Source organism: Pseudomonas sp. DG56-2 (assembly GCF_004803755.1).
Lineage (GTDB): Bacteria > Pseudomonadota > Gammaproteobacteria > Pseudomonadales > Pseudomonadaceae > Aquipseudomonas > Aquipseudomonas auratipiscis.
Window position 1 is genome coordinate 2,043,665 of the sequence record NZ_CP032311.1, and the last position, 23,220, is coordinate 2,066,884.

Annotated in this window: 3 protein-coding genes; all 3 read right to left on the minus strand. The window is 62.6% G+C overall.

The genetic code is table 11. The features are described from left to right. Positions 1 to 43: 43 nt before the first annotated feature. Genes D3Z90_RS09390 through D3Z90_RS09400 form a run of 3 tightly spaced genes read right to left on the minus strand, consistent with a single transcriptional unit; the run spans position 44 to position 23,144 of the window. A complete protein-coding gene (locus tag D3Z90_RS09390; protein WP_256658338.1) occupies positions 44 to 7,342 on the minus strand; it encodes a non-ribosomal peptide synthetase in 7,299 nt (2,432 codons plus the stop codon). After that, positions 7,342 to 15,246, minus strand: coding sequence for a non-ribosomal peptide synthetase (locus D3Z90_RS09395; protein ID WP_136475480.1), 7,905 nt, complete (start codon positions 15,244 to 15,246; stop codon positions 7,342 to 7,344). Before D3Z90_RS09395 ends, D3Z90_RS09390 begins: the two co-directional genes overlap by 1 nt. Beyond that, positions 15,243 to 23,144: a non-ribosomal peptide synthetase gene (locus D3Z90_RS09400; RefSeq protein ID WP_136475481.1), complete on the minus strand. Its 7,902-nt coding sequence runs from the start codon at positions 23,142 to 23,144 to the stop codon at positions 15,243 to 15,245. The genes D3Z90_RS09395 and D3Z90_RS09400 overlap by 4 nt, the downstream gene beginning before the upstream one ends. Positions 23,145 to 23,220: the final 76 nt, after the last annotated feature.

The window sequence follows — 23,220 nt, forward strand, 5'->3', positions numbered from 1 at the left end:
GGATCAGGCCGGCGCGGGCGTTCTCGCCCGCGCCGGACAAGGGTCAGGATTGCAACGGTGCAGGGCTGGTGAGGTCCCGAAGCAGGTGTTCGAGGAAACCCGGATGGTCGAGCAGCTCATGATGGCCGGCAGGTAGCGTACGTCGTTGCAATTGGCCTCCGAGTACTTGCTCGAAGGTCTTGCGCTCCGTTGCTGGAGTAGTATTGGCCCACCAGACGCTGGCTGGACCGGAAACCACCGGCAGGCTTTCGAGCCGTTCGGACAGCGCCTTGAGCTTCATTGCGACGATGAACACCAAGGCCAGGTCGGCAGCATCGAAGCCACTGTAGCGAGCGTTTTCCGGACCCTTGCCCTGTTCATCGCGAATCAGCTGTTCCAGCGCCGCGCGCGCGTGCTCGCCTTGTAGCGTTAGCGGTGCCAACGATTCGACCGGACGCCCGAGTATGACCCCAAGGAACTGTGCCAGCTCTTGGGCATGCCCATCGTCGGCAGACACTTGGCCATGGGGTGAGAAGCTGTCCACCAGGCCCAGGTATTCGACCTCTTGGCCCTGTCGCTTCAAGTTGTCGGCTACCAGCACCGCGAGGGCGCCGCCCAACGACCAGCCGAGCAGAGCGTAGGGTCCGTGAGGTTGCAGGCTGCGAATTGCAGCGACATAGTCGTCGGCCATCTGTGTCAGCGAGCTGTCTTGCCATTCGCGGTCAAGCAACATGCGGCACTGGACCCCGACCACGCTGCGCTGGCCCTCCAGGCAACGGGCCAGCGGTTCGTAGTCGAACAGCGTACCGAAACCTGCATGCAGGCAGAACAGTGGGGGACTGCCGGGCGTGGGGCGGTTGAGTGCGAGCAACGGATTGGGGGCACTGGCGGTTTCGCGTGGGTCAAAGCCGGACAGCTCGGCGATAGTCGGCTTACCCATCAGGTCACGCAGCTTCAGCTCGAAGCCGGGGTGCGCCAGGGCTCGGGCCTTGGACAGCACGCGCAGGATGCGCAGAGAATCGCCGCCAAGTTCGAAGAAGTTGTCGGTGATACCCACCTGTTCGCGCTCCAGCACCTCTTGCCAAATCTTTACCAAGTCATGCTCCAGCGCATTGCGCGGGGGGACGTGGACGTTGGCCTTGAAGTCCGGGTCGGGCAGGGCCTTGCGGTCGACCTTGCCGTTGGGGCTCAGCGGCAGGTGCGCGAGGAGTTGGAGATGCGCTGGCACCATGTAGTCGGGTAGCTCGGCGCCCAGCTGAGCGCGTAATGCATCGGTCTGCAGGTCGTTACCGACCACGTAACCGACCAGTTGCTTGCCATTGCTGATATCGCGTGCCACCACCACCGCATCCTGAACGCCAGGGTAGCTGCGCAGGCGTGACTCGATCTCGCCCAACTCGATGCGGAAGCCGCGAATCTTCACTTGATTGTCCAAGCGCCCCAGGTAGTCGTACACCCCATCCAGACGAGCGCGTACCAAGTCGCCGGTGCGGTACAGGCGTGCACCAGGCGTACCGAAGGGATCGGGCACGAAGCGTTCGGCGGTGAGACTAGGGCGTGCGTGGTAGCCACGGGCAACACCTTCCCCACCGATATAGAGCTCGCCGGCCAATCGCGACGGGAGGGGACGCAGGAGCGGGTCGAGCACCTGCAGCGTGCGGTTGCCTACGACCTTGCCGATGGGGGCATACACTGCTTCGCAACGCTGGCCCAGGTCAGCCTTCCACAGCAGTGGCGTCACCACTGTTTCGGTGGGGCCGTAGCCGTTGGTCAGGTACTGCGGGCGCAGGCTGCGTTTGACCAACTCGAAGTTGGCATCGGCCACCGCGTCACCGCCAAAGCAGTAGATGCGCACCGGCGGTGGGCTGGTCTGGGTTTCGCCGTATTCGGCCAGTTGCTGCAGATATGCAGGTGGGAAGCAAGCGATGCTAACTTGCTCCTGGTGCAGAGCTTGCCAGGTTTCCTCCGGCGTCCACAGGCGGTTGTCGCGCAGCACCAGGCGCCCGCCCGACGACAGCGTTGACAGCCAGCGCTCCTGGGCACCGTCGAAGGCGAATGACATGAACAGCAGCTCGCAGGTGCTGGCGTCCATCTCGTACAGCTCGGCGATGGCTTGGCAATGCATTGCCAGTGGTGCATGGGTGACCGACACGCCCTTGGGGTTGCCGGTGGAACCCGAGGTGTAGATCAGGTACGCCAGATTGTCACCGCCGCTGCGTTGCACCGGGGTGTGCGCGGGAAATGCCGACAGGTCCAGGCCGTCGAGGTCGGTGCAGGGCACGCCGGTGCCCTGGGGTAGGCGCTCGTACACGGTGCCGCGGGTAAGCAGCAGGGTCATGCCTGAGTCCTGCATGGCCCACCTGATACGCTCCGGCGGGTAATCGATGTCCAGCGGCACGTAGGCTGCACCGGCCTTCATTACCGCGAGGAAGCTGGTTATCACCTCTAACGAGCGTTCCAGGGCAATGCCAACAAAGTGCTCCGGGCCGATACCCTGAGCCATCAGGTAGTGCGCCAGGCGATTGGCACGCACTTCCAACTGGGCGTAGGTCAGATACTGGCCGGCGCAACTGACGGCTACTTGGTCGGGATTGGCGTGGGCGTGCTGGGCGATGCGCTCGACCAGCAAGGTGCTCGGCGTTGTGGGTGCGGTGGGTGTTGGCTGCGCCTGAGGTTGCCACAAGAGCAAGTTGCCCAGGGCGCTGTCCGGGTTGGTGAGCATGGCTTGTAGCAAGCGTTCGAATTCGCCACGGATGGCGTGTACGGACTGTTCGGTAAAGTGGCTGCGCAGGTACAGGAATTTGATCCGCAGGCTCTCGCCCAGGTGCACTTCCAGGTCCATGGGATAGTTGGTGACATCCCGGCCTTGGGCTTTTCCAAAGCGCAACTGTGAGCGTTGAGCGTCGTCCAGGCGCTCGCTAACCGGGTAGTTCTCGAACACGATGATGCTGTCGAACAACGCCTGGCCCGGGTGACCCGCCCAGCGTTGCAGGTCGGCCAGGGAGGCATGCTCATGGTCGCGTACCTCCAGGTTGTCGGCCTGCAGTTGCGCTAACCATTGACGCAGCTGCAACTCTGGGCGCGGGCTCTGGATAATCGGCAGGGTGTTGATGAACAACCCAAGGATATCCCCGGCCCCCGGCAGGCTGGTGGGGCGACCGGCGACCGTGGCGCCAAAGCACACGGTCTGCTGGCCTGTGTAGGCCTGTAGGAGCAGCAACCAGGCGCCCTGGATCAGCGTGTTGGGAGTGATCCGCAGGCGTTGTGCCTGCAGGCGCAACGCCTGGGTGCGGCTGATATCCCAGTCCAGGCACAGCTGCTGGTGCCCTGTTTGCCCGGCCGCAGGCTTGGGGTACACCGCAGCGGCCAGTTGAGTGGTGCTGCCGATGTCTTGCAGGCGTGCGCACCAGAAGCTTTCCAAGGCCTTGGTGTCCTGGGCCTGCAGCCACTGGATGTAGTCCTGGTAGTGCCCTTGCTTGGCTGGCAGCGGGTGTCCGGCGTACAGGGCGAACACCTCGGCCAGCAGCTGCGAGCTGCTCCAGCCGTCCATGAGAATGTGGTGGGCAGTCCAGATCAACTGCTGGCTGGTATCGCTCAAGCGGATCAGGGTGAGATGGATCAGCGGTGCCTGCAGCAGGTCGAAGCCGCGCTGGCAGTCGGCCTGGGCCTCGGCGTGCAGTTGCTGCTCGCTGACCTCGTGCCCGCGCCAGTCCAGCAGGCGCAAGGGCAGGCTGGCCTGGCGCCGCACGATCTGCAGCGGCTCGCTGAGCAGGTTATCGTGCCAGAAGCCGGTACGCAGCATTTCGTGGCGGGCGATGACGGCGTTCCAGGCATCAATGAAGCGTTGGTTGTCCAGGCCTTCCACCGGTACGCTGGTTTGAGTGACGTAAAGACTGGCGGCGCTGGATTGCAAGGTGTGGAAGAGCATGCCCTGCTGCATGGGTGATAGGGGATAGAGGGTTTGCACCTGGTCGACCGGAATCGGCAGGTTATCCAACTGGGCCTGGGTCAGCTTGGTCAAGGGGAAATCTGCCGGCGTCACGCTGCGTGTGGCCACCTCGGCTGCCTCTTGCCAGTCGTGGGGCAGGGCGTTGAATGACGCCGCCAGCTGGCTGGCGTCCTGTTGCGCGACGCTTGCCAGGTGCTGCACGGTCTGGTGCTGGAACAGATCTTTCGGGGTGAAATCGATACCAGCCTGGCGGGCGCGGCTGACCACTTGGATCGAGATGATCGAGTCACCACCGAGTTCAAAGAAGTTGTCGTTCAAACCCACCCGCTCAAGCTTGAGTACGTCCTGCCAGATGGCTGCGATACGTTGTTCCAGTGCGCTGCGCGGCGCGACGTAGGTCTTCTGTACTTGCGTGAAATCGGGCTTGGGCAGCGCCTTGCGTTCGAGCTTGCCGTTGGGGCTCAACGGCAGGCGCTCGATGAACAGCAGTTGGCTCGGGACCATGTAGTCTGGCAGGGTCTGGCGCAGTGGCTCGCGGATGATATCGCGCTGGGCTTCCTGGTCTTGCGCAGTCCAGTCAGTTGGCACTACATAAGCGATCAAGGTGCCGTCTATGGCCAGCACCACGGCTTCGCGCACGGCTTCCTGTTCCATCAGGCGGGCTTCTATCTCTCCCAGCTCGATACGCAGGCCTCGGATCTTCACCTGATGATCGATGCGACCACGATACTCGATTACGCCGTCGGTACGCAGGCTAGCCAGGTCGCCGGTGCGGTACAGACGCTGGCCGTAGCCGAGCGGGCTGGTGACAAAGCGCTCTGCAGTCAGCGCCGGGCGGCGATGGTAACCGCGGGCGAGCCCTTCGCCGCCGAGGTAAAGTTCGCCGACCACACCCGCAGGAACGGGCTGCAACTCGACATCCAGTACGTAGGTTTGCAGATTGGCGATCGGTTTGCCGATCGGCACCGCATCGAGGCCTTCGTCGCGACAGTGCCAGTGGGTGACGTCGATAGCTGCTTCGGTCGGGCCGTAAAGATTGTACAGCGCGGCATTTGGCAGTTTGGCCAGCACCTGGTTCTGGGCATCCACCGGCAACGCCTCGCCGCTGCACACGATCCGGCGCAGGCTGGTGCAGGAAGAGACCTGCTCATCGAGCAGGAACATCTGCAGCATCGACGGCACGAAGTGCAGGGTGCTGACCTGGTGTTTGTTGATCAGTGCGATCAGGCGACGCGGGTCACGGTGATCACCAGGCCCGGCAATGGCCAAGTGTGCACCGGTCATCAGCGGCCAGAAGAACTCCCACACCGACACGTCGAAGCTGAACGGCGTTTTTTGCAGTACGGTGTCGCCAAGGCCAAGGTTGTAGGCGTGTTGCATCCAGCACAGGCGATTGGTCAGCGCCTTGTGGCGGTTTCCCGCGCCTTTGGGTTTGCCGGTAGAGCCAGAGGTGTAGATAACGTAGGCCAGATGTTCAGGGTCGACGGCGACCGCAGGGGGTTGCACCGAGAAGCCTTCCAGCGACAGGGTATCCAGGTTCAGTTTCGCCAGACGTTGCGGGCACGGCAGGTTCAGGTGCGATTGGCTCAGCAGCAAGCCGATGCGGCTGTCCTCGATCATGTAGGCCAGGCGCTCCTCGGGGTATTCAGGATCAAGCGGCACATAGGCGCCACCCGCCTTGAGGATTGCCAGCAGGCCGACGACCATCTCCAGGCTACGCTCGACGGCGATGCCGACCAACACTTCCGGACCGACGCCCAGGGCGATCAATTGATGAGCCAACTGGTTGGCGCGCTGGTCCAACTCGCGGTAGCTCAACGCCTGCTCACCAAAGTGCAACGCTGGTGCATCCGGGGTAGCGAGCACCTGTTCCTCGATCAAACGATGGATTGGGGTATCCAGCGGGTAGTCGGTCACTGTGGTGTCGTTCCACTGCTCGACGATCAGCGCTTGTTCTTCAGTCTCGAGCAGCGGAAGTAGCGCCACCTTGGCCTGTGGGTTGGCGACGATACCGTGCAGTAGATTGAGCCAGTGTCGCGCCATGCGCTCGATACGGCCAGGTTCGAACAGGTCGGTGGCGTAGGTCAGAGTGGCGGCCAGCCCGGTGGCGGACTCGTAGGTAGCCAGGGTCAGGTCGAACTGGGCGGTATGGCTGCTCCAGGCCAACGGCGAGACTTGCAATGGGCCGCTGGAGCCGCTGTCGGTGGCCTGGCGGGCGGCGTGCTGATGGTTGAACATCACCTGGAACAGCGGCGTGTGGCTGAGGCTGCGCTCCGGTTGCAGGCCCTCGACTAACTGCTCGAACGGCAGCTCCTGGTGGTCCTGTGCGCCCAGGGTGCGCTGGCGCACCTGTTGCAGCAGTTCACTGAAGGTCTGGCCGGGGTGGATTTCGGCGCGCAGCACTTGGGTATTGATGAAGAAGCCGATCAGACCCTGGGTTTCGACCCGGTTGCGGTTGGCCACCGGTACACCGACGCGAATATCGCCTTGACCGCTGTAGCGGTGCAGCAGCACTTGAAATGAAGTCAGCAGCAGCATGAATAAGGTGACCCCCTGGCGTTGGGCCAGGGCCTTGAGGTTCTGGCCCAACGTGGCTGGCAGGTCTATCGACAGCAGTGCGCCCAGGTCGCTTCGCACCGCTGGGCGTGGGCGATCAAAAGGCAGTTCCAGCACGGTATGGTCGCTACCCAGTTGTGTTTGCCAGTAGCTCATTTGTCGCTCGCGTTCGCCGGCTTCCATCCAGCGACGCTGCCAGATGGCGTAGTCGGCGTACTGGATCGGCAACGGCGCCAGGGACGCTTTGCCCCCTTGGCTGAAGGCGCCGTACAGTCGCACTAGTTCATCGACCATCACCTGCATCGACTGGCCATCGCAGACAATATGGTGCTGCACCACAAGCAGTACGTGTTGGTCGGCGGCCATTTGCAGAAGACTGACGCGCAGCAGCGGGCCATGTTGCAGGTCGAACGGCTGGGCGATGCGGTATTCGATCCAGTTCTTGAGCTCGACTTCGTCGAATGACGCATTGTGTCGCTCGATGGTCAGCGGTACGGGCTCATGAATGACTTGTTCGGGGCGTTCCTCGCCCAGTACGAAGGTGGTGCGCAGGGTTTCATGACGTTGCACCAAGCTGTCAAAGGCTCGTTGCAGGGCCTCGAGATCCAGTACCCCGTGCAGGCGTAGCGCGATGGGCACGTGATAAGCACTGCTGGTCGGGTCCATCTGCCAAAGGAACCACTGGCGCTCCTGGGCGAACGAGAGCGGCAACTTGTCGAAGTCCGCACGTAGCGGTGGAATCGGTAAGTTGGCGGGCGAAACGCCTTCATGGAGCATCTTCTCGAGGAAGGGGCGGCGTTTTTCCAGGGGCAACCTGATGAAGCGCCGAGCGATACCCATTGCCATTTGGTTATCCATCAGACTTCCTCCATTTCGTCGAGCAGTGCTTCAAGTGCATTGAGTTTTTCCTTGCCAGCCAGGCCTGCCTGAGGGTCGAGACTGGCGGCGAAGTTACCCAGGACAGGGTGATGGAACACCTCCTGGGGCGTGACCTTGAGACCCAGGCTCAGTTGCAGCTGCGAAACCAGGTTGATGACGAGCAACGAGTGCCCACCCAACTCGAAGAAGTCGTCCTCGCGGCCGACCCGCTCGACTTGCAGCACCTGCTGCCAGAGTTCGGCAATCTGTTGCTCCAGGCCTTCGCGGGGGGCTGTGTAGCCCTGTTGCTGCGCCTGGCTGTCGGGCTGTGGCAACGCCTTGCGATCGAGCTTGCCATTGGTGGTCAGCGGCAGGCGTTCGAGCAGTAGCACATGTGCGGGGACCATGTAGTCGGGCAGCGACGCCTTGAGCCGGGCTTTGAGCTCGGCGATCTCCAGTTGTGCATCGTCGGCCACCACGTAGGCCACCAGTTGCGCGCCGCTGGGGCCAGGTTGCGCCAGCACCACTGCATCACGAATGCCATCGAGGGCTTGCAGACGCGCCTCGATTTCACCCAGCTCGATACGGAAGCCACGAATTTTCACCTGATGGTCGATACGGCCGATGTATTCAATGGCTCCATCGGCAGTGCAGCGTGCCAGGTCACCGGTTCGGTACAGGCGGCTGCCGTCATTGTCGAACGGGTTGGGAATGAAGCGCGTGGCAGTGAGATCGGCGCGGTTGAGGTAGCCACGGGCAAGGCCCGCGCGGCCGACATACAGCTCACCGGTGCAGTTGTGCGGCACCGGATTGAGCTGGGCGTCGAGCAGGTACCAGGACAGGTCCGCAATCGGCTCACCAATCGGGCTGACGCTGGCTTGCTGGAGGTCGGCGCACGACAACGGGCGATAGGTGACGTGTACGGTGGTCTCGGTGATGCCGTACATGTTGACCAGGCGTGGGGCCTGGTCACCAAAGCGCTGGAACCAGGGCGCCAGGCTGCCGATATCGAGGGCTTCGCCGCCGAACACCACATGCCGCAGGCGGCTGTCACGCTGAAGGTGCTGTTCGGCGCAGGCCACATGCATGAGCTGGCGAAAAGCCGAAGGGGTCTGGTTGAGGACGCTGACGCCTTCGTCGCACAGCAAGGCGTAGAAGTCGTCGGGGGCACGCGTGGTGTCTTGAGGCACGATCAGCAGGCGACCACCATGGAGCAGGGCCCCGAAGATCTCCCACACCGAGAAGTCGAAGGCATAGGAGTGGAACAGGCTCCAGACATCGTTGTGGTCGAAGCCGAACCAATCCTGGGTGGCGTCGAACAGGCGCAGCACGTTGCGGTGCGGCAGCAGCGTGCCTTTGGGCCGGCCGGTGGAGCCTGAGGTGTAGATGACATAGGCCAGGTTGTCTGGACTCAGGGCAACCTCCGGGTTGTGCTCGGGCTGCTCGGCAAAGCTCGCGTCGAGGGCGACGGTTGCCAGCCCTTCGGGCAGTGGCAGATGCTGGAGCACTGCCGGTTGACCGAGCAGCAGGGCGATGCCGCTGTCTTCGATCATGTAGGCCAAGCGGTCCTCGGGGTACTGCGGGTCGAGCGGTACATAGGCGCCGCCGGCCTTGAGGATGGCGAGGATAGCCACAAGCATGTCGAAGGACCGCGCGCAGGCCAGGCCAACCAGGCGGTCGGGGCCGACGCCCTGGCTGATCAGGTGATGGGCCAGGCGGTTGGCGCGACGGTTGAGCGCCTCATAACTCAGGTGCTGGCCTTCAAAGGTCAGGGCGATGGCCGCGGGGCGCAGGGTGGCCTGGCGCTCGATCAAGGTGTGCAGGCAGTGTTCGACGTCAAAGACTTGGGGGGTCGGGTTCCACTGGGCAATGGCTGCACGTTGCGCCTCGCCGCTCAGCAGTGTTAACTCGCCCAAGGCCTGCTGCGGGTTGGCCAGCATGGCACGCAGCAAGGCCTCCACTTGCTGCCCAAGGCGTTGAATGTCGGCGCTGCAGAAGGCTGCGTGGGCATGGCTGAACTGCAGGGTGAGTTCATCGCCCAGGATCGCCTGCAGGGTCAGTGGGTAGTTGGTCTGCTCTTGGTTGCGCACATTGGCAAAACGTGGCCCGTTGCCGCGCGCTTGTTGTAGGGCCTGGGCCACAGGGTAGTTCTCGAATACCAGAATATTGTCGAACAGCGCCTCGCCGCCCTGAGCCACCCAGCGCTGGATCTCGTACAGCGGCGCATGCTCCTGCTCGCGCAATGCCAGGCCCTGGGCCTGGACCTGCTGCAACCAGTCGGCAACGCGAAGCTCGGCACGAGGGGAAGCCACCACCGGCAGGGTGTTAATGAACAGACCGACCTGTTGCTCGATGCCCTTCAAGCCGCTCGGGCGGCCCGACACTGTGGTGCCGAAGGTGACCGTGGCCTGACCGGTTAGGCGTTGCAGCAGAAGAATCCACGCCGCCTGTAGCACGGTGTTAAAGGTCACTTTTTGTTGCCGGGCGAAGGCATTCAGCGCGGCGGTGCTGGTGGCATCGAGGCGGTGGAAATGCTCACCGTGGCCTTGGGCTGCGTAGCCATTGGGGGCCAGGGCGTGAGCCAGTAGCGTGGGGGCCTCGAAGTGTGAGAACTGGTCGCTCCAGAACGCCTGGGAAGCGGTTGCGTCCTGTTGGTGCAGCCAGGCGATCAGGTCGCGGTAGCGTCCGCCCGTAGCCGGTACAGGCTCACCTCGATAGCGCTGCAGCACTTCGCCCAGCAGCAGTGAGTTGCTCCAGCCGTCGAGCAGGATGTGGTGGTGGGTGTAGATCAGGTGATGGCGGTTCTCGCCGGTGCGCACCAGGCACAGACGCAGCAGTGGTGCGGTACTGAGGTCGAAACCTTGCAGGCGATCCTGTTCGGCCAACTGCGCCAGCGCCTCGCTGAGGTCGTCACGCAGTTGCCAGTCGAGATAGCGGAACGGCAGCTCGATTCGACGGTGCACCAATTGCACCGGTTGGGCCAAACCATTTTCCCAGATGAAGCTGCTGCGCAGAATGTCGTGGGCGTCCACGGCCGTTTCCCAGGCCTTGCGGAAAGCCTCGGGGTCGAGTGCTTCGACATCCACGCACATTTGCGTGATGTAGTCGCCACTACCTTCGGCATACAGGGTGTGGAACAGCATACCTTGTTGCATCGGTGACAATGGGTAGATGTCTTCGATGTTGCCGGCTGGCACCGGCAGCGTATCGAGTTGCATCTGGGTGAGGTTCGCCAGCTTGAAGTCGGAAGGCGTGACGCCATGCTGACTCGGTAGGCAGCAATGCTCCACCACTCTGGCCAATTCGGCCATATAGTCGTTGGCCAGGCGCTGCAAGGTGGTGCTGTCGAACATCTCGGTGCTGAAGGTCCAGCCCATGCTCAGTTCGCCGCCATACACCTGGCCATTGAGGGTCAGCCAGTTGCCCAGCGGTGCGTTTGCATCCTGTTCGGCACCGGCGGGGTCGCCGGTAGGGATGAATAGGGCGCCTTGCTCTTCGCCGAAGCTTGCGTCGAACTGGCCCAGATAGTTGAAGGTGATACGCGGCTGCGGCAATGCTTGCATGCGCTCGCGGCTCTCGGGCGTGCCCAAGTAACGCAGAGCACCATGGCCGATGCCTTTGTCGGGAATGGCCCGCAGTTGCTCCTTGACGTGTTTGATCGCCAGTCCCAGATCATCGGCGGGGGTCAGGTGTACCGGGAACATACTGGTGAACCAGCCCACGGTACGCGATAGGTCGATGTCGTCGAACAGCTCCTCGCGGCCATGACCTTCGAGCTGTACCAGCATGCTGCGTTCACCGGTCCAGCGGCAGATCACTCGCGCCAATGCGGTGAGCAGCAGATCGTTGACCTGGGTGCGGTAGGCCGCTGGGGCATGTTGCAACAGGGCACGAGTCTGCGCTTGTGGCAGGCGTGCATGCACGGTCATGGCATTGCGGTTCTGCAGGCCACCTTCGGGGTTGTCGCACGGCAGGCCCTCAGGGGCACCCTGCAGCTGGCGTTGCCAGAACACCTCGTCCTGCTGGCCGAGGCGGGCGCGAGCATAGCCTTCGAGGTGCTCGGCCCAGTGTTTGAAAGCGCTTGTCTTGGCGGGTAGCTTGACCTTGCGAGTGGCCTGCAGCTGTTCGTAGGCGAATTGCAGGTCTTCGAACAGGATGCGCCAGGACACTCCGTCGACCACCAGATGATGCACCACCAGGTGCAGGCGCTGACTGCCATCGGGCAGTTCGGCGAGCATGGCGCGCAGCAACGGGCCGTTAGTCAGGTCGAGGCTGCGTTGGTTCTGTTCGCCCATTTCGCGCAGATCTTCGAGGTTTTCCAGGCGCAGACTGCGCAGCAGCGGTTCGCTCAGTTCGGCCGGCGGCCGGTGCTCGGCCACCCAGCCCAGGCCTTGTTCACGGAACACCAGGCGTAGGGCGTCATGGTGTGCCAGCAAGGCGCGCAGGGCCTCTTCGAGGATGGCAGGCTCTAGTGCCTGGCGTGGCTTGAGTACCACAGCCTGGTTCCAATGATGACGTTGTTGCTGAACCTCTTCGAAGAACCATTGCTGAATTGGCAGCAGCAGTGCGATTCCTGTTACTGGCCCTTGGTCGATGACCTGACCCTGCTCGATGTGCTGGGCAATGCCAGCCAGACGGGCCACGCTCTGGTGCTGGAACAGCTCCTTGGTAGTGAAACGGATACCAGCCTGGCGAGCGCGGCTGACCATCTGAATGGAGATGATCGAGTCGCCACCGAGTTCAAAGAAGTTGTCGTCGCGGCCGACCCGTTCGACTTGCAGCACCTGCTGCCAGAGTTCGGCAATCTGTTGCTCCAGGCCTTCGCGGGGGGCTGTGTAGCCCTGTTGCTGTGCCTGGCTGTCGGGCTGTGGCAACGCCTTGCGATCAAGCTTGCCATTGGTGGTCAGCGGCAGGCGTTCGAGCAGTAGCACATGCGCGGGGACCATGTAGTCGGGCAGCGACGCCTTGAGCCGGGCCTTGAGCTCGGCGATCTCCAGTCGTGCATCGTCGGCCACCACGTAGGCCACCAGTTGCGCGCCGCTGGGGCCAGGTTGCGCCAGCACCACTGCATCACGAATGCCGTCGAGGGCTTGCAGGCGCGCCTCGATTTCACCCAGCTCGATACGGAAGCCACGAATTTTCACCTGATGGTCGATACGGCCGATGTATTCGATCGCTCCATCGGCAGTGCAGCGTGCCAGGTCACCGGTTCGGTACAGGCGGCTGCCGTCATTGTCGAACGGGTTGGGAATGAAGCGCGTGGCAGTGAGATCGGCGCGGTTGAGGTAGCCACGGGCAAGACCCGCGCGGCCGACATACAGCTCACCGATACAGTTGTGCGGCACCGGATTGAGCTGGGCGTCGAGCAGGTACCAGGACAGGTCCGCAATCGGCTCACCAATCGGGCTGACGCTGGCTTGCTGGAGGTCGGCGCACGACAACGGGCGATAGGTGACGTGTACGGTGGTCTCGGTGATGCCGTACATGTTGACCAGGCGTGGGGCCTGGTCACCGAAGCGCTGGAACCAGGGCGTCAGGCTGCCGATATCGAGGGCTTCGCCGCCGAACACCACATGCCGCAGGCGGTTGTCACGCTGAAGGTTCTGTTCGGCGCAGGCCACATGCATGAGCTGGCGAAAAGCCGAAGGGGTCTGGTTGAGGACGCTGACGCCTTCGTCGCACAGCAAGGCGTAGAAGTCGTCGGGGGCACGCGTGGTGTCTTGAGGCACGATCAGCAGGCGACCACCATGGAGCAGGGCACCGAAGATCTCCCACACCGAGAAGTCGAAGGCATAGGAGTGGAACAGGCTCCAGACATCGTCGTGGTCGAAGCCGAACCAGTCCTGGGTGGCGCCGAACAGGCGCAGCACGTTGCGGTGCGGCAGCAGCGTGCCTTTGGGCCGGCCGGTGGAGCCTGAGGTGTAGATGACATAGGCCAGGTTGTCTGGACTCAGGGCAACCTCCGGGTTGTGCTCGGGCTGCTCGGCAAAGCTCGCGTCGAGGGCGACGGTTGCCAGCCCTTCGGGCAGCGGCAGGTGCTGGAGCACCGCCGGTTGCCCCAGGAGCAGGGCGATGCCGCTGTCCTCGATCATGTAGGCCAGGCGGTCCTCGGGGTATTGCGGGTCGAGCGGTACATAGGCGCCGCCGGCCTTGAGGATGGCGAGGATAGCCACAAGCATGTCGAAGGAGCGCGCGCAGGCCAGGCCAACCAGGCGGTCGGGGCCGACGCCCTGGCTGATCAGGTGATGGGCCAGGCGGTTGGCGCGACGGTTGAGCGCCTCATAACTCAGGTGCTGGCCTTCAAAGGTCAGGGCGATGGCCTGGGGGCGAAGGGCGGCCTGCTGCTCGATCAATTGATGCAGGCAACGCTCGACTTCGAAGTGGCGGGGCACCGGGTTCCATTGCGCCAGCATCGCCTGTTGCTCATCCTGGTCGAGCAATGTCAGTTCACCGATACGCTGCTGCGGGTTCCGGGCAATGGCGCGCAATAGATTCAGCCAGTGATTGGCCAGCAAACGTGCATCTTGAGCATCGAACAGATCGGTTGCATAGATGAACGAGGCCGACAGGCTCTGCTCTGATTCGTAGGTGTTGAGGGCCAGGTCGAACTGCGCGGTCTGGTTGGCCCACTCGATCGCTTCGACAGACAATCCCTGGATATCCCCGGCCGTCACTGCGGCGCTGACCGGCGCGGCGCTGAGGTGGTTGTAGACCACCTGGAACAAGGGGGTGTGGCTCATGTTGCGCTCAGGTTGCAGGGCATCGACCAGTTGCTCGAATGGCAAGTCTTGATGAGCCTGGGCACCAAGGGCGCGCTGCTTGACCTGCTGCAGCAGGTCGCTGAACGGCAACTCACCATGCAACTGCGCACGCAGCACCTGGGTGTTGACGAAAAAGCCGATCAGCCCTTCGGTTTCTACCCGGTTGCGGTTGGCGATGGGCACGCCGACGCGAATGTCGTCCTGGCCGCTGCAACGATGCAGCAAGGCCTGGAAGGCGGCCAGCATGAGCATGAACAGGGTAACCCCTTGCTGCTTGGCCAAGGCTTTGAGCGCCTGACCCAGTTCAGCGTCCAGCTCTACCTTGTGCAACGCGCCGCGATCACTGCGTACGGGCGGTCGTGGGCGGCTGGCAGGCAACTGCAGTACCGGCTGTTCATCACCCAGTTGTTCGCGCCAGTAGGCTAACTGCTCTTCGCGGCCACCGGCTTCCATCCAGTGGCGTTGCCACAGTGCGTAGTCGGCATATTGGATCGGTAAGTCGGGCAGGGTCGTGGGTTGCCCGGCACTTTTCTGGCTGTAGCCGGCGATCAGTTCGCGGACCATCACCTGCATCGACCAGGCATCGGAAACGATATGGTGCTGCACCAACAACAAGACATGGTCGTCGGCACCCAGGCGCAGCAACTGCACGCGTAGCAACGGCCCGCTCTGCAGATCGAACGGCCGGGCAATCTGTTCGGCGATGTAGGCATCCAACCGGTCAGTGGTGTCGTTGCCAGTAGCGGGTAGCGCCAACTGCTCCATGACAATTCGGCCTTCGGCCTCGACCACTTGCAGGCGTTGGTCACCCTCTTCGACAAAGCGTGTGCGCAGGCTTTCGTGACGCATCACCAAAGCATCGAAACTGCCCTGCAAGGCCGGCACATCCAGCGCACCGCGCAAGCGCAGGGCGGTTGGCAGATTGTAGGCACTGCTGCTGGGGTCCAGCCCCCAGAGAAACCATTGCCGCTCCTGGGCGAACGACAGTGCAATACGTTCAAAGCTGTCGCGCGTCACCGGGATCGGCAGGCGCGCGATGTTCACGCCTTTGCTGACCATTTGCTGGTAGAGGGTTTTGCGCTGGGCTGTGGGCAACTTGATAAAGCGTTCGATCAAGTCAGACAGGGCTTTGCTTTGCATCATTGAGTCTCCAGCACATCGAGCAGATCGAACAGATCGGTCAATTCGTTTTCAGTGGTTGGCGCAGCCGGGGCCGGCAGGCGGCGAACGAAGTCCTCCAGGCTGGCGCTTTCGAACAAGGCCGCCAGCGGCGCCTCGATTGCCAGCTCCAGTTGGATGCGCGAGGTGACCTGTGTGGCCAACAGCGAGTTGCCGCCCAAGGCGAAGAAATTGTCATCAAGACCGATGTGTTCGGCCTTCAGCACGGTTTGCCAAACGGTCGCTACGGCATGCTGCAATTCACTCTGCGGTGCGCGGAAAAGCTGTTGCGGACCTTGGGTTTCGAGGCGGGCCAAGGCCTTGCGGTCGAGCTTGCCGTTGGCGTTGCGTGGCATCTGTTCCAACACTTGGTACAGGCTGGGGTTCATGTACACCGGCAGACGGCGTTTGAGGAATGCACGCAGGTCGTCGAGGTTGTTGCTGTCGGCCTGCGTTTGGGCTTCCAGGGTGAGGAACGCCACCAGTTGCTTGCCCAAGGCATGCTCGATGACCAGCGCTGCGGCTTCGCGAATGCCGGGGAACAGGCTGATCTGCGCCTCGATCTCGCCCAGCTCGATGCGAAAGCCATTGACCTTGACCTGCTGATCGACCCGCCCCAGGTACTCCAGGGCGCCGTCTTCCTTGCGTCGGCGCGCCAGGTCGCCGGTCTTGTACAGGCGCTCGCCCGCCAGCAAGGCAAAAGGGTTGGGCACGAACACGCAGACGGTCTTGCCCGGATCGGCGCAATAGCCGCGACCGACGCCGACACCGGCAATGCAGATCTCACCCACCGCACCATCGGGGACCGGGCACAGGTAGTCATCGAGCAGGTACAAGCGGTTGTTGTCGGTGGGGTAACCGATGGGGATGTGGGTGCGCTCGGTGGCCGCCTGATCGATCTGGTAGAAGGCGACGTCGTCGGAGCATTCGGCCGGGCCGTAAGCATTGACCAGTGGGATGTGTGGATAACGTTGCAGCCATCCTGCCGCTGTTTCCGCTGGCAGCGCTTCGCCGGTGGGCAGCAACCAGCGCAGTTCGGTGAGGTTGCTGTGCTGTTCTTCGAGCAGGGCCTGGATCAGTGCCGGGACAATCTCCAGCACGCTGACATGCTGTTCTTCAATCTCTGCCAGCAGCCGCGCCGGGTGCTTGGACACCTCATCGGGAATGATGCGTACCTGGGCGCCGCACAGCAGCGCGGTGAGGAACTGCCAGACTGAAATATCGAACGACTGCGAAGCGGTCTGGGCGATGATGTCGCGCGTGCCCAGGCCAAGGTAGGGTACCTTGCTCAACTGGTTGTTGAGCATGCCGGCTTGCTCGACCATCACGCCCTTGGGCTGCCCGGTGGAGCCGGACGTGAAAATCACGTACGCAAGGCTGTTGGCTGCGCTGAAGATGCCTGGGCGGGTTTCGCTGTAGCCGCTATCGAGCACGTCCTCCCAGACCAGCAGTTGCACCGGCTGCGCCAGGCCTGCCAGCAATGAGCGGGCGCGTTCACGATAGCGGGCAGTACAGATCAGCGCCGGGGTGCGACTGGCCGCGAGGATGTTGGCAATACGTTCGTCGGGGTGGCTTGGGTCCAGCGGCAGGTAACCGGCGCCGGCCTTGAAAGCGCCGACGATGGTCGCCAGCAGTTCCAGGCTGCGGTCGGTCAGCAGCGCCACTGGCTGGTCCTGCGTCACACCATGGGCGAGCAGGGCATGGCCAACGCGGTTGGCGTGACGGTCGAGAGCGTTGTAGCTCCACACGTGGTTCTGGCAACTGGCGGCGGGCTGCTCGCGGTGCTGGTCGACCTGCGCTTCGAACAGCTCGATGAACGAGCGGTCCAGGGCATGGGCGACGGCAGTCTGGTTGTGCTGCACAATCCAGTCGTGATGCTCGCCGTTTTCCAGCTGCGCCACCTGTTCAAGCGGTGCCTGCAGCTGCGAAGGCAGGCTCACCAGCAGTTGCTGGAACTGCGCCAACAGTGCGTCCATGGTTGCGCGGTCGAAATAGCGCGTGTCATACGACAGGTGCAGGCCGAGTTGCTCGCCAGGGTAGACCACCACGGTGATCGGGTAGTTGGTGTGGGTCCGCGACGACTCGGAAATCACCCCCATGTCCTGCGCATCGGCGCCAACCGAGGCGGCCATCGGCGCGTTCTCGAAGACGAACAGGCTGTCGAACAGTTGCTGGCCTTTTTGCAGTTCGCTACAGGCCTGGATGTTTACCAGTGGCAGGTAGTCATATTCACGCAGCGAGACGTTGGTGTCGAGAATGGTGTGCAACCAATCCAGTGTACGGGTGCGCACGTCCGGGGAGGGTAGCTTGATGCGCAACGGCACGCTGTTGATGAACAGGCCGACGGTATCCTGCATCTGCGGAATATGAGCCGGACGTCCGGAGACGGTTACGCCGAAGACAATATCGCGGGAGCGGCTGTGATGATGCAGGGTCAAGGCCCAGGCAGCCTGGACGAAGGTGTTGACGGTCAGCCGTTGCTGGTTGGCCGCTTCCTGCAGTCGCATGCTTTGCTCGCTGCTCAACCAGGTGTAGTTGTCGTCGATGACCGAATGCGCCGCGCCACTGATTTGCGGGCGGTCGGTGGGCAATGGCGTGGCCTGCTCCAGCCCCGCAAGTTGCGCTCGCCAGAAACCTTGCGCGGCCTCGCGGTCCTGGCCCTGCAGCCATTCAATGAAATTGCGGAAGCGATACGGCGTGGCCAGTTGGCTGGGCCGACCTTCGCGGGAGGCGTGGTAGATCTCGAAAAAGTCTGCCATCAACAACGAACGGCACCAGGCATCGATAAGGATGTGGTGGTTGCTCATGACGAAGCGGTGAGTCTGGTCGATTAGTTTGATCAGCTTGAAGCGGATCGGCGGCTCCTTGGCCAGGTCGAACCCCGTTTCGCGCTCTTCGCGCAGCAGTTCGATGATGCGCGGCTCGGCCTGCTCCAGGGGCAGGTCGCTAAGGTCGAGCAATTCAACCTTGACCGGGGTGTTGCGATGAATCACCTGCAGCAATTGGCCACCGGTGTTCCACAGAAAAGAGGCACGAATCGCTTCGTAGCGCTGCACCACTTGCTGCCAGGCTGCATCGAACAAGGTGTAGTCGATGCTTTCGCCGATGGTGTAGCACTCTTGCATGAAGTAGATGCCCGAGTGCTTCTCCAGCAAGGTATGCACCAGCAGACCTTCCTGCATGGGTGACAGCGGGTAGATATCGTCGATGTTTCGCACGGCAATCGGCAGGGCGTCGAGCTGCTGTTGGCTGAGGGTCGCCAGCGGGAAGTCCGAAGGGGTCAGGCCCAGGTGCTCGCCGCTGCTGCAGTGTTCGATCAGTTGTTCCAGCTCTTCACGGCAGAACTGTGCAAGTTGTTCCACCTGAGCCTCAGCGAACATTTCGTGGCTGAAGGTCCAGGCCATGTTCAGGCGGTTGTCGTAGACCTGGCTGTTGACCGTCAACCAGTTGCCGAGCGGGGTGTCATGGCTCTTTTCATCGCCGACGGCTTCACCGCTGGGGGCGAACAAGGCGCCGTTGTCGCTATCGAAGCTGCCGTCGAACTGGCCCAGGTAGTTGAAGGTGATACGCGGCTGCGGCAACGCCTGGAGTTGCTCGGCAATCGTGGCGTCACCCAGATAGCGCAAGGCGCCGTAGCCGATGCCTTTGTCTGGTACCGCGCGCAGTTGCTCCTTGATGGTCTTGATCGCATCCCCCATCGCTGCCTGCGGCGACAGACGCACCGGGTACAGGCTGGTAAACCAGCCGACGCTGCGGGTCAGGTCGATATCATCGAACAGCGCTTCACGGCCATGGCTTTCCAACTGCACCAGCACCTGTGACTGGCCGCTCCAGCGTTGTACTGCACGTGCCAGGGCAGTCAGCAGCAAGTCATTGATCTGCGTTCGATAGGCTGCAGGCGCGGTGTGCAACAACTGGCGGGTGTGGGCCTGGCTCAACTGCACACCGAGCGTTCCGGCGTGGCGGCCAAGCAAGCTGCCGTTGGGGTTGTTGCAGGGCAAGTCGGGGTTCAGGTCTTGCAGCTGCGCCTGCCAATACCCCAGCTCGGCCTCCACTGCGCGGCTGCGGGCATGTTCACCCAAGCGTTCGGCCCAGGACTTGAACGCGCTGGTCTTGGCCATCAACTTCGGCGCCTGACCGTTGTGCAATTGCTGGTAGACCTGCTGCAAGTCGTCGAAGAGGATGCGCCAGGACACACCGTCGATGACCAGATGATGGACCACCAGCAGCAGGCGCTGGCTGCCGTCGGCCAGGCTCATCAACACCGCGCGCAGCAACGGCCCGTCACTGAGGTCGAGGCTGCGTTGCGCTGCATTGCTCACATCGAGCATCGCTTGTGCATCGGCGACGCTGCGCTGCCACAGCAGTGTCGAGCTATCGGTCAGCGGCGTGTGAATGGCTTGCCAGCGGTTATCCACCTGGGTAAAGCGCAGGCGCAAGGCATCGTGGTGTTCGACCAGCGCTACCAGGGCGCTATGCAGGGTGTCTGCATGTAACGGGGCTGCCGGTTTGAGCATCACCGACTGGTTCCAGTGCTGGCGCTGCTCGATGGCGCTGGCAAAGAATGCATGCTGGATCGGCAGCAACGGCGTCTCGCCCAGCACCGGGCCTTGATCGGCTTGCACGGCGCTTTCACCCCATTGCGCGACCTGGGCCAGGCTTTGAATGGTCTGGTGCTTGAACAGATCCTTGGGCGTGAAGCGAATGCCAGCCTGGCGGGCGCGGCTGACGACCTGGATGGACAGAATCGAGTCGCCGCCCAACTCGAAGAAGTTGTCGTTGACGCCGATCTGCTCAAGTTTGAGCACCTCTTGCCAGAGGTGAGTGATGTGTTGCTGCATGGCGTCACTCGGCGCCTGATAGGCACGCTGGCCGTGACGGCTGTCCAGCGCCGGGAGCGCGCGGCGATCAAGCTTGCCATTGGGCGTCAGCGGCAGACTGTCGAGAAACAGGTAATGGGCCGGCACCATGTAATCCGGCAGTTGCTGCAGCAGGGTTTGGCGCAGTGATTCACGCAGGCTGGCGGCGCTGAGCTGGTCTGGCACGTGTGCGCCAGCAAGGTAGGCCACCAGTTGCAGTCCGTTGCCGCTCGGTTGGGCCAGTACGGCAGCTTCGACGATCCCGGCACGTTGCAGCAGGCGGGCTTCGATCTCGCCCAGCTCAATACGCAGACCTCGGATTTTCACTTGCTGATCGATTCGGCTCAGGTACTCGAGCGTGCCATCGGCACGCCGGCGGGTGAGGTCGCCGCTGCGGTACAGGCGCTCGCCGCTGGCGCTGAAAGGATCAGGTACGAAGCGCTCGGCAGTCAATGCCGGGCGCTGGTGGTAGCCACGCGCCAGGCCCGCACCACCGATATACAGCTCGCCAGCGCTGCCATGCGGGCAAGACTGCAGTTGCCGATCGAGGACGTGCACGCGAACGTTGTCGATCGGCAGGCCGATCGGGGCAATGGAGCCGTCGAGCGATTCGACAATGCTCTGCTGGCAGCTGTCGATCGTCGCTTCGGTCGGGCCATAAAGGTTGACGATGCGTCCCTGCCACAATGCCTGTAGTTGCGCTACCAACGCCACAGCCAGTGCTTCGCCGCCCAGCAGCACCAGGCGCAAACTGGCCAATTGTCGAGCATCCGCCTGGCTCAGCAGGGCTTGCAGCAGTGACGGGGCCATCTGCAGGACAGTGATGCGCTCGGCGGCAAGCTCCTGCCAGAGCAGGGATAAATCCTGGTTCAGGGCGGAGCTGGCCAGTCGCAGTTGAGCGCCGTTCTGCAGTGGCAGCCAGAATTCCCACACCGAGGCGTCGAAGCTGATCGCAGTCTTCTGCAGAACTCGATCGTCTGCTGTCAGCTGCAGTGACTGTTGCATCCAGGCCATATGGTTGGCCAGCGCCCCGTGCCGCACCTGTACGCCCTTGGGTTGGCCGGTGGAGCCCGAGGTGTAAATCATGTAGGCCAGATGTTCGGGGTCGACCGTCACCTGCGGCGCTGTCTCGGCGTAGCCGCGCAATTGCTCGTGAACGCTGTGCAGGTACACCGCCTGCACACCCTCGGGCAGTGGGATGCTGTGCTGCTGCTCGGGGTGCAGCAGCACTCGCTCAACAGCGCTGTCCTGCATCATGTAGGTGAGGCGTTCAGCGGGGTAGTTCGGGTCCAGTGGCAAGTAGGCGCCACCGGCCTTGAGGATCGCCAGCAGGCCGACCACCAGATCGACGCTACGCTCCAGTGCCACGCCGACGAACACATCAGGCCCCACGCCCAGCTCGATCAGGTGATGGGCGAGACGGTTGGCGCGGCTGTCGAGCTCGGCATAAGTAAGGGTCTTTCCGTGGCAGGCAACGGCCAGGCGCTGAGGCGTGCTGGCGGCTTGCGCAGCAACCTGCAGGTGCACGGCGGGCAGGTCTGGACGCGGCACGGCGGTGTCATTACCACATGCGAGCAGCGCTTTTTGCTCATCGGCGTCGAGCATGGGCAGTTCGCCGACGGCGTATCGTGGCTGTGTGATCAGGGCGTTCAGCAGCTTCTGCCAATGCCGCGCCAGGCGCTCGATACTGGCGCAAGCGAACAACGTGCTGTCGTACTCGAAGCTGGCTTGGATGCTGCGAGGGTTGTAGGTGATATCCAGGGAGAGGTCGAACTTGGCTTCCTGCTGTCCCAGCGGCAGAAAGTCCAGCAACAGGTCGGCGAAGTGCAACGGCGCTTGTTCGCCGGTCGCCACGCGCCAGTTGAACAGGGTCTGGAACAACGGATTTGCTTCGCTGCTGCGCTGTAGTTGCAAGTCATCGAGGATCAGTTCGATGGGGTAGTCGGCATGCTCCAGGGCTGCCAGCGACTGTTCGCGCAGCGCTTGCAGAAAGCTCAGTACCGATTGGCTACCATCGAGTTGCGCGCGGTAGATCTGGGTGCTGACAAAGTAGCCCACCAGATCCTGGGTTTGGGCCTGATTACGGCTGGCATTGGGTACCCCGACGGTGAAATCGTCTTGATTGGCATAGCGGCCCAACAGCAGTTGCCAGGCGCCGAGCATCACCACGAATGGGGTCAGCCCGTGGACTTGGCAGAAGCTGTTGAGACCTGCCACCAGTGGCGCCGGCAGGCTCGCGGTAACCGTGCCGGCGAGGGCTACACGGCCATCGATGCGAGGCCGATCCAACGGCAGGTCCAGCGGGGTGATCTCGCCACCAAGGTAGTCGCGCCAGTAGCGCGCAGCCTTGGCATGTTGGGCGGTGGTGAGGTAGTCCTGGCGCTGCCAGCGAGCATAATCGCTGTACTGGATGGCCGGCCGTGGCAGTGATTGACTGTGACCTTGCACGGCGTTCTGGTAGGCGCGGCTCAGGTCCTGCATGAGGATCGGGTTGGACCAGGCGTCGGAGACAATATGGTGCATGTTCAACAGCAACACATGCTGGTCCTCGGCCAGGCGAATCAGGTTGGCGCGAATCAATGGGGCACAGCCCAGGTCGAAAGGTTTTCCTGCCTCGGCCGTTAGCTGTTGTTGGAGTCGAGTGTCGCGTTCGAGAGGGATCAGGGCACAAAGATCATGGTGATGAAGGTGCAGTTTCGCCTGTGGGGTGAGCACCTGCATGGGCTGGCCGTCGATTTCTTCGAAACGGGTTCTGAGGATGTCATGGCGTTCAATTACCTGCTGTAGGGCCGACTCCAGCGAGTCCCCCCGTAACTCACCCTTCAGCAGCAAGGCGCGTGGCAAGTTGTAAGCTGAGCCCAGTGGCGCGAATTGTTGTACGAACCACAGGCGTTGCTGGGCAAACGACAGGGGTTGAGGGGCTTGATCGGAACGGGTGGCGATGGCGTCCGGGGCGCCTGCTTCATCGGCCATTAACAAGGCCAGCAGGTCATCTTCGGGGAGGGAGTGCTGTGGATTCATCATCGATCTCGTCGCCGTCGGCAGGAATTGTGCGTTCTCAGAAAGACGAAGGACGACGAGTCGGATTTAACGTAAAGCA

Coding starts and splice junctions, on each gene's coding strand:
- D3Z90_RS09390 (WP_256658338.1), bottom strand. CDS start 7,342: ATGGATAACCAAATGGCAATGGGTATCGCTCGGCGCTTCATCAGGTTG.
- D3Z90_RS09395 (WP_136475480.1), bottom strand. CDS start 15,246: ATGATGCAAAGCAAAGCCCTGTCTGACTTGATCGAACGCTTTATCAAG.
- D3Z90_RS09400 (WP_136475481.1), bottom strand. CDS start 23,144: ATGATGAATCCACAGCACTCCCTCCCCGAAGATGACCTGCTGGCCTTG.